The sequence below is a fragment of the Ensifer adhaerens genome, assembly GCF_020035535.1.
Classification (GTDB): Bacteria; Pseudomonadota; Alphaproteobacteria; order Rhizobiales; family Rhizobiaceae; genus Ensifer.
In genome coordinates, this window is the sequence record NZ_CP083350.1 from 340095 (window position 1) to 353668 (window position 13574).

Genomic DNA, 13574 nt, shown 5'->3' on the forward strand with positions numbered 1-13574 from the left:
GCTTTTAAATATCCAAAGTACAAACTCCGATCAGGCGTTTGCAAGCTTCCGCTCGCCCTCACCGCTGCGAACGGCACGCGCCACGAGCGAACCGAATGCATCCGTGCCGATGCTGCCGCCGAGGTCGCGCGTCCGGGACCCGGGGTTCGCGAGGACCTCGTCGACCGCGCGCTCGATTTCCGCGCCCGCCGCCTCGAATTGCGGCAGACCGCGCTGCTCGCCCAGCCAGCTAAGCATCATGGCTGCAGACAGGATGAGCGAAGTCGGATTGGCGATGTTCTGGTTCTGGATATCGGGTGCTGAACCATGCTGCGCCTGGGCGCAGACAAGGCCGGTCTCGGCATTGGCGTTGATCGAGCCGGCCAGGCCAAGGCTGCCGGAGAGCTCGCTGGCGAGGTCCGAAAGAATGTCCGAGTAGAAATTCGTCGCGACGATCACGTCGAAGCGCGAGGGGTCGCGGACCAGATGGGCGGCCATCGCATCGATGATGAATTCGTTGAGCGTGACCTCGGGGAATTCGGCGGCAACCTTGCGTACCTGCTGAAGGAACAGGCCGTCCGTGAGGATGAAGTTGTTGGCCTTGTGAACTGCGGTCACCTTCTTGTTGCGCTTCATGGCCAGCAGGAAGGCTTGGCGCGCGATGCGCTCGCAGGCAGACGCGGTGATTTTTCGCACGGAAAGCGCCACGTCCGGCGTCGGCATGAACTCACCCGTACCGGCATACATGTTGCGGTCGGGATAAAAGCCTTCCGTCGCCTCGCGCATGATGACGAGGTCCATTTTCTTGGCGTCGTTCAGGAACGGACGAGAGCGCGCCGGACGCACGTTCGCATAGAGGTCGAGCTTGACGCGAAAACCTGCCGAGACGTTCACGCCACCCTTGTCGCGGGCCGGATAATCCATGTGGGACTGGGGCCCAAGGATGATGCCGTCGAAGGTGCGGGCGCGATCAAGCGTCTCATCTCGCAGCGTCGAGCCGTACTTCTCCAGGCTCGTGAAGCCGGTGTTTTCGAAATGGTATTCGAGGCCCAGGCCGAAAGCCGCGTCGGCTGCCTTCAGGACCTCCATGGTTGCCGCAGTGATCTCCGGACCGATCCCATCACACGGCGTCACGAATATTTTCATCAGCTAATCTCCCATGAGGCGACGAGCGAAGTCGCCGCTCTACGTCACGGGCGGATTATTGGCTTTTTAAATCTGAAAATGCAATCCCTATTTTTCGAGATTGTCTTTTTCATGCGCCTGGTGCGACCAGGACCAGGTAATCGGCGACTTCTTGGACAGTGCGCCGCCAAGGTGGCGACGCATCGCGTAGGAGGCTTCGACGACCTCGCCGCGCTCAAGAAGATCAAGGATTTCGAGGTGTTCCTGGCATTGCCGTACCGTGCGGCTGCGGTCGACGCGGGAGCGATATTCGAGGAGGCGTCGCATGCGGTTCACCCGCACCAGCGAAATGTGGAAGAAAGGATTGTTCGACATCTTGATGAGCTCTTCGTGGAAGAGCGCACCATTGTGCAGTAGGCGCTCCGCCGGCAGTCGCTCGATGTCCGTCTCCAGCATGCGCATCTGGATGCGCCGCTGCTCATCGATGATCTTTCGATCGAGGCTGAACTCCGGCTCGAGCATGGCAGCCGGCTCGATCAGCATGCGGAAACGATAAATCTGCTCGAAGGCTTCCGGTGTCTTGGCGACCGGCAGGAATCGCCAGCCGTAACCCTGCTTGCGCTCAGCCCACCCTTCACGGGTCGCGCGCATCAGCACGTCGTTGAGCTGGGACTTGGTCAGTTCGTAGCGCTCCCGCAGCGTCTGTTCCGTGACCTCTGCCGGGATGCGGTCGGTCAGCCAGTCCTCGGCAAGGCGCTGGTAGTCGTTCGCAACTTCGAACGGTTCGGCATCTTCACGGACCCTCTCGGCGATGGCGCCCGGCGGCTCTTTCACGAAGAAGCCGCGGTTCTCCTTCTGCTCCAGCAGCCCCTGCCCGGCGAGAATCTCCATCGCCTCGCGGACCGGTGACCGGGAAACGCCGAAACGATCTGCCAATTGTTGCGTCTTCACATGGTCGCCGACATTCAACTCCCCGGATGTCACGAGCAGGCTGATTTCGTTGGCGATGGTCTGTGCCAATTGGCTGGAACGCATGTCGGTAGTCCCCGGATTCGTAAAACTTTGCCGGGTGCCACGATATTTCACAACGCACGCAAAGGGAACCGAACTCCCTTATTTTTTGCATATTCCGCCGATGAAAAAGCCAATGAAAGGGCTTTCGTTGGTTGACTTTGGTACTATTTTGGATTTTTAGTTTTAAAAAAGCAATATTGGAGTAGTCGACATGGCGCTGAGCATCCCTTCGGTCCACGGAACGCTGAACGTTGTAGACCTCCGCGCAGATTTCGGACCTGATTTCGAACGCCTGCCCTGGGTTCTGCGCATTCTGCTTGAAAACGTCGCACGCAAGGACGCCGCCCAGTTGGCCTCGACCATCGCGGCGCTCAAATCCTGGCTCGAAGCAGGAACGAGCGAAGCGGAGATCGCATTCCACCCTTCCCGGGTGCTGATGCACGACACGACCTGCGTGCCGGCTCTCGTCGATATTGCCGCCATGCGCGATGCGATCGCGGAAGCCGGTGGCGATCCGGACGCGTTGAGCCCGGTTCTTCCGGTCGATGTCTCCATCGACCACAGCGTCGCTGTCGACCGGTACGGCCAGCCCGACGCTCGCCGCTTCAACATGCAGCGCGAAATGGACAGAAACAGCGAGCGCTATCGCCTGATGAAATGGGCGACCCAGGCCCTGCCAGGTGTCAAGGTGCACCCCCCGGGAACCGGGATCATGCATACGATCAACCTCGAGCAACTTGCAAAGGTGATTTCCGTCGAGGAACGCGGTGGGGAACAATGGGCCGTGCCGGATACGCTGATCGGCACCGACAGCCATACACCGATGATCAACGGCATCGGCGTATTGGCCTGGGGCGTCGGCGGCCTCGAGGCCGAGAGTGTCTTCTTTGGTTTTCCGGTGACGCTGCGCATTCCTGATGTGGTCGGCGTGCGGCTGAAAGGAAGGCTGACGCCAGGCGTTCTGTCTACCGATCTCGCGCTGGAAGTGACCCATCTGCTGCGACGTCATGGAATATCAGGCGAATTTGTCGAGTTTTTCGGCGAGGGTGTTTCGACGCTTTCGGCCGGAGATCGCGCGGTCGTTGCCAACATGGCGCCGGAATACGGCGCCTCGACGGGTTACTTTCCGATAGACGAACAAGCCCTCGCCTATCTCAGCCGGACGGGTCGGTCTCCGTCCCATTGCCAACTCGTCCGCGACTCCGCGAAGGGGCTCGGCCTCTGGTTCGAGCCTGCGGCTTCGCCGCGCTATACCCGCGTGATCGAGCTCGACCTCACGGTGGTCGAACCCTTGATGGCCGGTCCACGGCGCCCGCAGGACAAGCTGGCACTGGCCGATGCCTTGGGTGTACTTGAGACCGCATGCGGCCGGCCCTTGGAGCAAGGCACCCCCGGCATACCGGACGGCGCAATCGCGATCGCCGCGATCACGAGCTGCACCAACACGTCGGATCAACGACTGCTGGCCGCGGCAGGCCTGGTCGCCCGCAATGCCAACCGGTTAGGCCTGCGCCCGCCCTACTGGGTCAAGACATCGCTGGCACCCGGCTCGCCATCCGCCGAACTGTTTTTGAGGAGAAGCGGCCTGCTTGCCGAGCTTGAGGCCGTCGGTTTCGGCATCGTCGGCCACGGATGCACCACCTGCATCGGAAACTCTGGACCCCTTCAAAGCGAGATGGCCGACGCGATCGGCGGCGGTACGATCGCGGCAGCCCTGCTTTCGGGAAATCGCAATTTTCCCGGCCGCGTGCATCCAAGTCTCCAGTTCGGTTTCCTGGCATCGCCGCCGCACGTTCTGGCCCTATCCTTGATTGGAAAGTTCGTTCCGGACCCAATGAACACGGAGATCGCGCGAGCCGCCGACGGAACGCCCATGCGCCTCGGCGACTTGATCCCTGCCGACGGGGAGATCGATGCCGTTCTCCAGCAGCACTCCGATCCGCAGGACTACCACCGCGCGTTCCTGGACGCGGAACGAAACGAGGCCTGGCATGCGTTGGCCGCGCCAACGTCATCGACGTTTCCGTGGGACGAAACCTCAACCTACATCCGACGGCCACCCTTTGCCGTCGCAGGCGCGCCCAGCCGCCTGGGGACCTACGTGGCGCACCCCTTGCTCGTGCTCGGAGATGACATGACCACGGACCACATCTCGCCGGCCGGCCAGATTGGCGCCACCAGCTATGCCGGCCGCCACCTCGTTGCCGCCGGTGATCCCGCAAACGATCTCAACGTTTACGCCGCCCGTCGCGGCAACTGGAGGGTGATGGTGCGCGGCCTCTTCGACAATCGCTCGGCCGCCAACCACCTCCTCGACGGTAGGCCCGCGTTAACGACCGTGCACGCACCGACAGGGGAAGAGGCTCCGCTATGGGAGGTAGCCGAACGCTACCGATCGGAGCAGCGCTCCGTCGTCGTCGTTGCAGCAGAACGCTACGGCGCCGGATCATCGCGTGACTGGGCGGCGAAAGGCATCGGGCTGCTCGGGGTACGGGCAGTGATCGCCTTGAGCTTTGAGCGGATTCACCGCACCAACCTGATCGGCATGGGTGTTCTTCCCATCATTCTCCAGGATCAGAAGGTGCCGCTGATATCAGCTCTTGACCTCCTGGAGATCGATGCGACGGCCATTTGTCCGCGCGGGCCGGTGCCCTTGGTTCTGAAACGCGCCTCCGGCGAAAACGTAACGCTGGTGGCTCGGGCGGCGGTGGAAACGGAGCAAGAGGTGGAGACGCTTCGAGCAGGCGGGATGATCCCTCAGATTCTCGACCGCCACCTCAAGGCGCACGGCCTGGTGCCTTGACGGATGGGCTTCGAGCAACACGGCACCGAAACTGCAAAACACATGAAAGTGGCGCGGCTTCCAATCTCGTCATCGTGAAGAATCCGCCCGGCGCCCGTTTGCCGATCGGTAGATATGGATTGTCGATAGGCCTGGAGTATGTCAGCTTCCCGTTTGGGAGGCCGATCGATGACAACGCAACTATCGCATATACGTGAGATAGAGCGTGTCGGCCTGGGCGCTGCGAGCCCGCGCGATGCACCTGTCGTCCAGTCCTGGCTGCGCTGCCTCAACGATTACAAGCTGGATCCTACGATCGCGCAGGAAGCCTATATCGTTCCGGGATCGAAGCTGCGCGAGCATCGCGAACAGGCGGAAGAACTGATCCGCATCGGTCGTTCGGGCCTTGAAGGGCTGTTCAACCAAGTCGCCGAGCAGAACTATGTTCTGTTGCTGTCCGATGCACGCGGCGTCACCGTCGATTTCATGGGCGATCCGACCTTCGACAATCAGCTTCGCAAGGCGGGGCTCTATCTCGGCTCGGAATGGTCGGAAAACCGCGCGGGCACCTGCGCCGTCGGGGCCTGTATCGTCTCCGGCGAGCCGGTCATCATTCATCAGGACGATCATTTCGACGCCAGCCATATCGGGCTGACCTGTACGGCGGCGCCTGTGTTCGACACGCTCGGCGATCTGACCGCCGTGCTCGACATCTCCCAGCTCCGTTCACCCACCGCCAAGACGAGCCAGCAACTGGCCCTGCATCTGGTATCCGCCACTGCGCGGCGGATCGAGCTTGCCAACCTCATGACCCGCACCCGCAACGACTGGGTCCTGCGGCTTGCGCGCTCCCCGGAATTCCTTGACGTCGACCCGGACGCCGCCATCGCCCTTGATGGCAGCGGGCGCATCACCGGCATGACCCACGGCGGCTTCGGCGCACTCGCGCGCTCGATGAACATCCGCGGCCTCAGAACACGCGATTTCCTGGGCCTCCCGGTCTCCGAGGTCTTCGATATCGACGTGGACGACCTGCCAAACTTCATGCGCGGCCGGCCGAACGGCGAACGCCTGCTCCGAGCCAAAAGTGGGCTGGTCCTTTTCGCCAGTGCCATCGCACCCGTTGTCAGCCACCGCGCGCCCGCCGTGCCCGAACAGCACCTCCCGCGGGCCTTGCGCGATCTCAGCCACGGCGACACCGCAATGGAGCGGGTGCAGACCCGTGCGGCGAAACTGGCCACCCGCCGCATTCCCATTCTCATTCAAGGGGAAACGGGTAGCGGCAAGGAATATCTCGCTCGCGCGATCCATGACAGTTGCGGCGACAACGGCAATTTCGTCGCCGTCAATTGCGCGGCCATCCCGGAGCACCTCATCGAATCCGAACTATTCGGCTACGCTCCCGGCGCCTTTACCGGCGCCAGCCAGAAGGGCAAGCGCGGCCTGATCGAGGATGCCGACGGCGGAACCCTGTTCCTCGACGAGATCGGCGACATGCCGCTCTCGCTGCAAAGCCGATTGTTGCGCGTGCTCTCGGAAAACGAGATCCAACCGGTCGGCGCGCTGAAGGCTCGCCCGATCCGCCTGCGCGTGGTATCCGCATCCCACCGCGATCTGGCGGAGCTGGTGAAGGAGGGCCGTTTCCGGGAAGACCTCTATTATCGCCTGAATGCCGCAATGCTCGTGCTCCCCGCCTTGCGAGAGCGTCAGGATCTCGGCTGGCTGATCGACCAGTTGCTCCTTCGCGTCGAGAAGGAAAACAACGAGTCCTATCGCATCGACAAGCCCGCCCGGGCAGTCTTGCTCGCGCATGAATGGCCGGGAAATCTGCGCGAACTTTCGAACGTTCTGCGGGTGGCTGCCGCCCTTTCCGAGAATGGCCTCATCGACACCGAGTGCCTGCCGGAGCATCTTTTCTCCGCCGCCCTCCATTCGCTGCCGGGCGAGGATGATGGGCTGCGCCAGGCACTCAGAGACTGCGGCGACAACGTCTCGGCACTTGCGAGAAAGCTCGGCGTCAACCGTTCCACCATCCACCGTCGCCTGAAGCGTATCAACTGACGCAACGCCTGCAACACCTGTTGCGCAGCGACTGTTGCATTCCCCGAGATTTTAACTCGCTTCCATTCTCAAGCCATTGATATCACGTTCAAAATAGACAGGTCTGCGATCTGGCATGCGACTTGCTGCCTCTCCTGTGCAAGAACAACAGGAGGAAACACAATGAAAGCTCTGCGCTTTCACGCTGCCAAGGATCTACGCATTGACGATGTCGAGCCCCCGCCTGCGCCCGGGCCCGGCGAGGTGTTGGTGGAGAATCGTTTCTGCGGCATCTGCGGGACCGATCTGCACGAATACGCCTACGGCCCGATCTTCATCCCCAAGGAGCCGCATCCCTTTACGGCTGCTCATGGACCGCAGATCCTCGGCCATGAATTCGGCGGCGTCGTGAAGGCAATCGGCGAAGGGGTTAGCCATGTGAAACCGGGCGACCGCGTCTCGATCCAGCCGCTGATCATGCCGCGGCGCGGCGACTATTATGCCGATCGCGGTCTGTTTCATCTGAGCGCCAACCTCGCCCTTGCAGGCCTCTCCTGGCACTCCGGGGGGATGGCGGAAGCGGCCCTTCTCAACGACTACAATGTCCAGCCCATTCCCGATGCGCTGTCCGACGAGGAGGCCGCTCTGATCGAGCCGACCGCGGTCGCCGTATATGCATGCGATCGCGGCGGCGTTACCGCCGGCAACAGCGTGCTGGTCACGGGCGCAGGACCGATCGGCATTCTCGTCGCCATGGCAGCGCGGGCCGCCGGCGCATCGAAGATCTTTCTCTCTGATCTCAACGAGACGCGACTTTCCTTGGCGAAGGAAGCACTCGGCGAGGTCCGCACCATCAATCCAAAGATGGAAAAGGTCAGCGATGTTGTCCAGGCCGAAACCGAGGGCGGCGTCGGTTGCGACGTCGCCATCGAGTGCGTCGGCAACGAACATGCGCTCAAGAACTGCGCGAGCGCCGTGCGCAAGCAGGGCGTCGTCGTGCAGACCGGCCTTCATCCCGGTGAGAACCCGCTGAACTGGTTCGACGTGACCTTCAAGGACATCGATATTCGTGGTTCGTGGGCCTACCCGACCCACTACTGGCCGCGCGTGGCGCGCCTGATCGCCAGCGGCCAGATACCGGCTCGTCGCATCGTCACGAAATATGTCTCGCTCAGCGAGGCCGTTTCGGCGGGGTTCGACCAGTTGCTCGATCCCGCCGGCACCCATCTGAAAATAATGGTCGACCTCAAGCGTTAGGCCGGTCCGCATTGCGGGACGGTTGAGGAGCCGTCCCGTTTTTCATCACAGAGCAGGAGGATAAAGGATGCTCGAGAAGACCCCCACCACCCGCGTTCAGGCACAGCTTGATGCCCTTGGCGCTGCACTCGAAACCGGCCGTATCGGCGATGCGGTCAACCTGTTTGCGGAGGAATGCTACTGGCGTGACCTCGTCGCCTTTACCTGGAACCTCAAGACCGTCGAAGGCCGGGATCAGGTGCGCGACATGCTTCAGGCACAGCTTGCCTCTGCAAAGCCCTCCAACTGGCGCGTCGCCACCGGCGAAGAAGCAACCGAGGCAGATGGCGTACTTGAAAGCTGGATTTCGTTCGAGACGGCAACCGGACGCGGCTACGGCCTCGTGCGCATCAAGAACGGTCTGATCTGGACGCTGCTGACGGCACTGGCCGAACTCAAGGGCCACGAGGAGAAATCCGGCTTTACCCGCCCACTTGGTGCAAAACACGGCCAGAATGTCGGCGCGAAAACCTGGAAGGAGGAGCGCGAGCACGAGGAGCGCACTCTCGGCTATGAGAAGCAACCCTATGTCGTGATCATCGGCGGCGGACAGGGTGGCATTGCGCTCGGCGCCCGGCTTCGCCAACTCGGCGTTCCCACCATCATCCTCGAAAAGAACGACCGGCCAGGCGACAGCTGGCGCAAGCGCTACAAGTCGCTCTGCCTGCATGACCCCGTCTGGTACGACCATCTGCCCTACATCGACTTCCCAAAGAACTGGCCGGTCTTTGCGCCGAAGGACAAGATCGGCGACTGGCTGGAATTCTACACCAAGGTGATGGAGCTGAACTACTGGACACGCTCCACCGCCAAATCGGCAAAATGGGACGAAACCGCGAAGGAATGGACTATCGTCGTCGACCGCGACGGTGAGGAAGTGGTGTTGCGGCCGAAGCAACTCGTCTTTGCGACAGGCATGTCCGGCAAGGCAAACATTCCGAATTTCAAGGGCCGTGAGCGCTTTGAGGGTGACCAGCATCATTCCTCGCAGCATCCGGGACCTGATGGCTACAAGGGCAAGAAGGTCGTCGTGATCGGCTCGAACAATTCGGCCCATGACATCTGCGCAGCACTTTACGAGGCGGGCGTCGAGGTCACGATGATCCAGCGCTCGACGACCCATATCGTCAAGTCCGACACGCTGATGGATATCGGCCTCGGTGGGCTCTATTCAGAACAGGCGCTGGCCAATGGCGTGACGACGGGCAAGGCGGACCTCATCTTCGCCTCGCTTCCCTACCGGATCATGCACGAGTTCCAGATCCCGCTTTACGACAAGATGCGCGAGCGTGACGCCGACTTTTACGCGGCGCTGGAGAAGGCCGGCTTCCAGCTGGATTGGGGCGCGGATGGCTCCGGTCTCTTCATGAAGTACCTGCGCCGCGGGTCCGGATACTACATCGATATCGGCGCGTCGCAGCTGATCATCGATGGCAAGGTGAAGCTTGCCGCTGGACAGGTGGAAGAGATCACCGAAACCTCCATAAAACTCTCTGGCGGCAAGGAGATTCCTGCCGACGTCATCGTCTATGCTACGGGTTACGGCTCGATGAACGGCTGGGTCGCCGATCTCATCGACCAGGAGACAGCCGACAAGGTCGGCAAGGTCTGGGGGCTCGGCTCCGATACGCCGAAGGATCCCGGCCCCTGGGAGGGCGAGCAACGCAACATGTGGAAGCCGACGCAACAGGATTCCCTGTGGTTCCACGGCGGCAACCTCCACCAGTCGCGCCATTATTCGCAGTATCTCTCACTGCAATTGAAGGCACGAATGGAGGGCATTGAGACGCCGGTCTATGGCCTGCAGAGCGTTCATCACAAACGCTGACGAAGGTGCAACAACGAGAGGGCGGCTTGCCCGCCCTCTCTCACTATCCCTGGCCTAGCAGGCGTTGTTGCGAACGGGCGATGGTCGAGTGCGCCGATGGCCCGAGACTTCGGCACCCGCCTCGGGTGACAGCGCGAGAAAGCGCAGCGCCGAAACGAAGCCAATGGCAGCGATAACGAGGAAGGCCGCGCGGATATCCGGAAGCATGCCGGCATCGCCGCCTCCTCCGCTCAGATAGGATGCAAAGCGAATGACGGCCGCCGCGACAGCGATGCCGAGCAGTTGCGACAGCTGCTGCAGCATCGCCGAAATGGTCGTCGCCGCGCTTCGTTGGGCGGGCGTCACGTCCGCAAAGGCGATTGTCGTCAGCGCCGTGAAGTGCATCGATCGGGAAAGGCCGCAGGCAATCAGCAGCGTCCACATGAAGATGCGCGGGGTCTCAGCGTCGACGAAAGCGAAGGCACCGATCGTCGCAGCGGCGATCAAGCCATTTACGACGAGCAAGGTGCGGAAGCCGAAAAGACGCAGCGCCGGTGTCGTCACGCTCTTCATCAGAAGGTTGCCGAGGAAGTAGACGAAGACCAGCGAACCCGTCTCGACCGCATTGAAGCCCAGCCCGACCTGGAACAGCAGTGGCAACAGGAATGGCGTCGCGTTGACTGCAAGCCGCCCGGCCGTGCCGGCCGAAAGCGTCGCGAAGGAGAAAGTCGGGATCTTCAGCACCGCCATGTCGAGCAGAAGATGCGACGCGCGGCGAAGGTGACGGACGGCAAAGAATCCGGAGAAAAGGCCGGCGGCCAGAAGACCAAGCGCGCCGGCGCCCCCGCTCGACGAACTGGAAAGCTCCAGACCGGCAAGGGTCAGCGCGAGCGCGCCTCCGGTCAGCACGAAACCGGTTAAATCAAAGGGCCGCGCACCCTCGGCCGGCGCGCGCGGCACAAAGAAGGCGACGAGCACGACACCCAGAATGCCAAGCGGCAGATTGATGAAGAAGTTCCATTCCCAGCCAGCATGGGTGGTGATCCATGCGCCGATCAGAGGGCCGATCACGGGGGCGATCAGGGCCGGCCAGGTGATGGTGGCGATCGCCCGCACCAGTTCGGCCTTCGGCGCATCGCGCAGCACGAGCTGACGTCCGACCGGCGTCATCAGCGCGGCGGACGCGCCCTGGAAGAGCCGCGCTGCAGTGAATTCGCCTAGCGATCCTGAAAAGCCGCAAGCAACGGAGGCGAGCGTGAACAGCGCGATGGCAGCGAGAAAGACTTCCCGCGCGCCAAAACGCTCGGCGAGCCAGCCGGCAGGTGGGATGAACACGGCCATCGCCAGAAGATAGGCGGTAAAGCCGATGTTAAGCGTCACCACATCGGTCGCGAACGACGCGGCCATGGCCGGCAGCGACGTCGCTATGATCGTGCTGTCGAGCATCTGCATGAAAAAAGCGACGGCCACGACGGCCGGGACGATGCGGGTACGGTGAAATGGCAGCGGAGAAGAGGAAATGGAGGACATCATTCTAGAAGAAGAGAGGGCGGAGACGCAGCTGCGCCGCCGCCCGAACCTACAGGATCAGTTGCTGGCAGCAACCTTTTTTAGAGCCGCCTCGTAGAAGGAGCGGTCAATCCAGGTCTCATAGTTGACCTTGCCCTTCAGCAGTCCGGCCTCAGCCATGAAGGCCTCCTCACCCTGAAGCGCCTTCAGCGCCGCGTCTGTGATTTCCGGGTCCTGGAAGAATTTTCCATCCGGGTAGGTGGCGCGGACTGCCTTGTCACTACTGCCCGTCTCCTTGACAAAGACCGCGGTCGTCTCCTCCGGGTTGGCGTCGGCCCACCGGGCAGTCTCGATATCGATAGCCAGCAGACGCGTCACGATTTCGGGATGCTTGCGGGCGAATTCACCGTTGACACTGAGGAGATGTGGAACCGCCCAATCGGGGCTGCCCGACACGCCGGCGTCGAAGATCACTCGCGCTCCGCCTTTTTCAACAAGCGTCTGGACCGGGCCGGTGCTTTCCACGATGGCGTCGACGTCACCACGGGCCAGCGCCGGGCCGGAACTTTCGATACCGAGGTTCAGGCTTTCTATATCCGCGAGGGAAAGACCTGCGGCTTTCAGTGCCTTGGCGAAGGTCGAGTGACGCACCGTACCAGAGAGATAAGCGACCTTCTTGCCCTTCAGGTCCTCGATCTTCTGGATCGCGGACTCCGGCTTGACGACGATCTGCGTCTCGTTCGAGCGGTTCCAGCTCGAAAGGCCGATCAGCTTCACGTCGGCGCCGGTCGCGGCAAGGCGAAGCGACGGGTTGTTGCCGATATAGGTGAAGTCGATCGCCCCTGAACCGAGCGCAACGGTGGCAGCCGAACCGCCATCGAATGTCGTCAGCTCGATCTTGATGCCATCCTTGGCAAACTCGTCCTCCAGCAGCTTCTTGTTCCGGTAGAGGATGAACTTCAGGTGGCCCGGTGCGGTGGAGCCGATGCGGATGACCTCAGGCTTCGCCTCGTCGGCGAGGGCCGGCGCGGCACCGGTGACCGGCAGGAGCGAGAGTGCGATCGCCAGTTTCAGGAGCGTCCGGCGGAGCGGATTGGATGTCATGGAAGGATCCTTTCGAATTCGAGAGTTCGTTTGAAGAGAGGCAGGGCTCAGTTCGGTCCGCTTTCAGCGTTGCCACGCCAACGGGTGGCGCGCCGTTCCCCGGCGACGAGCAGGTAGTTCAGGAGAAGGCCGATGATCGTCAGCGTCAGGATGCCGGCATACATCCGGTCCGTTTCCAGCATCAGCGAAGAGTTCTGGATGAGGTAACCGATGCCGGATTGGGCCGCGAGCATCTCCGCCGCGATGACGGAGAAGAGCGAGGTCTTCACGCCAAGCCGAGCGCCCGCGACGATCGAGGGAACGGCCGAGGGCAGAATGACCTTCTTGAAGAGGTCCCAGTCCGATGTCCCCATGGAACGGGCCGCCTTCACCAGCAGCGGATCCACCGACTTCACGCCGACGATGGTGTTGATCAGCAGGAAGAAGACGGCCGCGTAGAAGGTGATGGCGATCTTCGACGCCTCGCCGATGCCAAGCAGCAGGATGAAGACCGGCAACAGGGCGAATTGCGAGGTATTGCGCAGGGTCTGGACCAAAAAGTCTGACGCCTTTTCGAAGAGCGGATAGCGGCCCATCAGAAAGCCGAGCGGCACGGCGACGACGACCGCAAGCGAAAATCCGATCGCGGCGCGCTGAAGGCTGATGCCAATATGGTCCGCGAGCTGACCGGAGACGATCATTTCCCACAGCACCGAGAGCACCTGGCTCAGAGGCGGGAAGAACAGCGCGTTGATCCAGCCGGCACGCGGTGCGATCTCCCAGAGGAGAGCGAAGGCGACGAGTGCGGGCAGACCCAACGTGATGGTTGAAAAGGTTTCACCGAGGACTGTCGGCGCTTTCTCGGCCGCGCGCTTTCGGCGCGATGAAAAAGTGTTGCGGAGCGGCAGGTTGCGGTCGGCGATCAGACTCATCGGATCC

The 13574-nt window shown here is 62.0% G+C and carries 9 protein-coding genes; 4 read left to right on the forward strand and 5 right to left on the reverse strand.

Annotated features, from left to right (window positions below):
- Positions 1–30: 30 nt before the first annotated feature.
- The gene (locus LAC81_RS22000) at positions 31–1125 is read right to left on the reverse strand and encodes an isocitrate/isopropylmalate dehydrogenase family protein (protein ID WP_223729316.1); all 1095 of its coding nucleotides are present in this window, start codon (positions 1123–1125) and stop codon (positions 31–33) included.
- A gap of 87 nt (positions 1126–1212) precedes the next feature.
- Positions 1213–2139 (reverse strand): GntR family transcriptional regulator, encoded by a 927-nt coding sequence (locus LAC81_RS22005; RefSeq protein WP_223729317.1) that lies wholly within the window; start codon positions 2137–2139, stop codon positions 1213–1215.
- Between the two features lie 190 nt (positions 2140–2329).
- On the opposite strand from LAC81_RS22005, the gene acnA reads away from it, so the two are divergent.
- The 4 genes from acnA (at position 2330) to LAC81_RS22025 (ending at position 10064) form a co-directional block, all read left to right on the forward strand.
- Positions 2330–4921: an aconitate hydratase AcnA gene (gene acnA, locus LAC81_RS22010; protein ID WP_223729318.1), complete on the forward strand. Its 2592-nt coding sequence runs from the start codon at positions 2330–2332 to the stop codon at positions 4919–4921.
- Between the two features lie 168 nt (positions 4922–5089).
- Positions 5090–6961, forward strand: coding sequence for a sigma-54-dependent Fis family transcriptional regulator (locus LAC81_RS22015; protein ID WP_223729319.1), 1872 nt, complete (start codon positions 5090–5092; stop codon positions 6959–6961).
- Positions 6962–7123: 162 nt separating this feature from the next.
- Positions 7124–8197 (forward strand): 2,3-butanediol dehydrogenase, encoded by a 1074-nt coding sequence (locus LAC81_RS22020; RefSeq protein WP_223729320.1) that lies wholly within the window; start codon positions 7124–7126, stop codon positions 8195–8197.
- Between the two features lie 67 nt (positions 8198–8264).
- On the forward strand, positions 8265–10064 hold the full coding sequence (locus tag LAC81_RS22025) for an NAD(P)/FAD-dependent oxidoreductase (protein WP_223729321.1): 1800 nt from the start codon (positions 8265–8267) through the stop codon (positions 10062–10064).
- Positions 10065–10118: 54 nt separating this feature from the next.
- Here the strand turns inward: LAC81_RS22025 and LAC81_RS22030 are convergent, their stop codons facing one another.
- From LAC81_RS22030 to LAC81_RS22040, 3 genes are read right to left on the reverse strand one after another with little or no spacing between them, the layout of a single operon-like run.
- Positions 10119–11576, reverse strand: a complete 1458-nt coding sequence (locus tag LAC81_RS22030; protein WP_223729322.1) for an MFS transporter — start codon at positions 11574–11576, stop codon at positions 10119–10121.
- A 54-nt stretch (positions 11577–11630) separates the two neighbouring features.
- The gene (locus LAC81_RS22035) at positions 11631–12656 is read right to left on the reverse strand and encodes an aliphatic sulfonate ABC transporter substrate-binding protein (protein WP_223729323.1); all 1026 of its coding nucleotides are present in this window, start codon (positions 12654–12656) and stop codon (positions 11631–11633) included.
- A gap of 47 nt (positions 12657–12703) precedes the next feature.
- On the reverse strand, positions 12704–13567 hold the full coding sequence (locus LAC81_RS22040) for an ABC transporter permease (protein ID WP_223729324.1): 864 nt from the start codon (positions 13565–13567) through the stop codon (positions 12704–12706).
- Positions 13568–13574 lie beyond the last annotated feature (7 nt).

Coding starts and splice junctions, on each gene's coding strand:
- acnA (WP_223729318.1), top strand. CDS start 2,330: ATGGCGCTGAGCATCCCTTCGGTCCACGGAACGCTGAACGTTGTAGAC.
- LAC81_RS22030 (WP_223729322.1), bottom strand. CDS start 11,576: ATGATGTCCTCCATTTCCTCTTCTCCGCTGCCATTTCACCGTACCCGC.
- LAC81_RS22005 (WP_223729317.1), bottom strand. CDS start 2,139: ATGCGTTCCAGCCAATTGGCACAGACCATCGCCAACGAAATCAGCCTG.
- LAC81_RS22000 (WP_223729316.1), bottom strand. CDS start 1,125: ATGAAAATATTCGTGACGCCGTGTGATGGGATCGGTCCGGAGATCACT.
- LAC81_RS22035 (WP_223729323.1), bottom strand. CDS start 12,656: ATGACATCCAATCCGCTCCGCCGGACGCTCCTGAAACTGGCGATCGCA.
- LAC81_RS22025 (WP_223729321.1), top strand. CDS start 8,265: ATGCTCGAGAAGACCCCCACCACCCGCGTTCAGGCACAGCTTGATGCC.
- LAC81_RS22020 (WP_223729320.1), top strand. CDS start 7,124: ATGAAAGCTCTGCGCTTTCACGCTGCCAAGGATCTACGCATTGACGAT.
- LAC81_RS22040 (WP_223729324.1), bottom strand. CDS start 13,567: ATGAGTCTGATCGCCGACCGCAACCTGCCGCTCCGCAACACTTTTTCA.
- LAC81_RS22015 (WP_223729319.1), top strand. CDS start 5,090: ATGACAACGCAACTATCGCATATACGTGAGATAGAGCGTGTCGGCCTG.